The following is a 572-nucleotide window of genomic DNA, read 5'->3' on the forward strand; positions in this document are numbered from 1 at the left end:
GAGTGAACCTGCTTCGACAGTTCGACTACCTGGGGATTGGCGGCGCGCTGGTTGTTCTGACGGACGGTGCGGCCCACATCTACCCGACCTATACGGGCCTTGGGAAAGAGTCGTTGATGTATTACGTAACGGAGTAAGCGATGGCGGATCAGTGGCTACGTAAGGCGTCTCTGGTCCTGGAGAACGCGGCTGGGGATCAGTTGGATATTTCCCAACTTCACTTCAAGTTCTCGATCTCTGCGGCGGACGTGCAAACCCCGGCTGCCGCGCAGATCCGGGTCTATAACCTGAGCGACAACACCGCCCAGCGCATCCAGAAAGAGTTTGCCAAGGTGACGTTGAGAGCCGGGTATGAGGGAAATTTCGGGACGATCTTTGTGGGCGATGTGAAGCAAATCCGCCGTGGCAAAGAGACCTCGATTGATAAGTACCTGGATATCACGGCCGCCAATGGCGACATGGCCTACAACTTTGCGGTGGCCAACTTCACCCTTGCGGCGGGATGGACAGCGACCGAGCTTTACAACGCGCTGCTGCAAGAACTCTCTCTGTATGGCATCACAGCGGGCTAT

Annotated in this window: 1 protein-coding gene; it reads left to right on the forward strand. The window is 56.6% G+C overall.

Going from position 1 to position 572, the window contains the following annotated elements:
- Positions 1–140 precede the first annotated feature (140 nt).
- The coding region (locus RCF13_RS00250; protein ID WP_308140678.1) for a hypothetical protein at positions 141–572 on the forward strand (432 nt) is incomplete at its 3' end.

Source organism: Stenotrophomonas maltophilia group sp. RNC7 (assembly GCF_030910085.1).
GTDB classification, from domain to species: Bacteria; Pseudomonadota; Gammaproteobacteria; order Xanthomonadales; family Xanthomonadaceae; genus Stenotrophomonas; species Stenotrophomonas sepilia.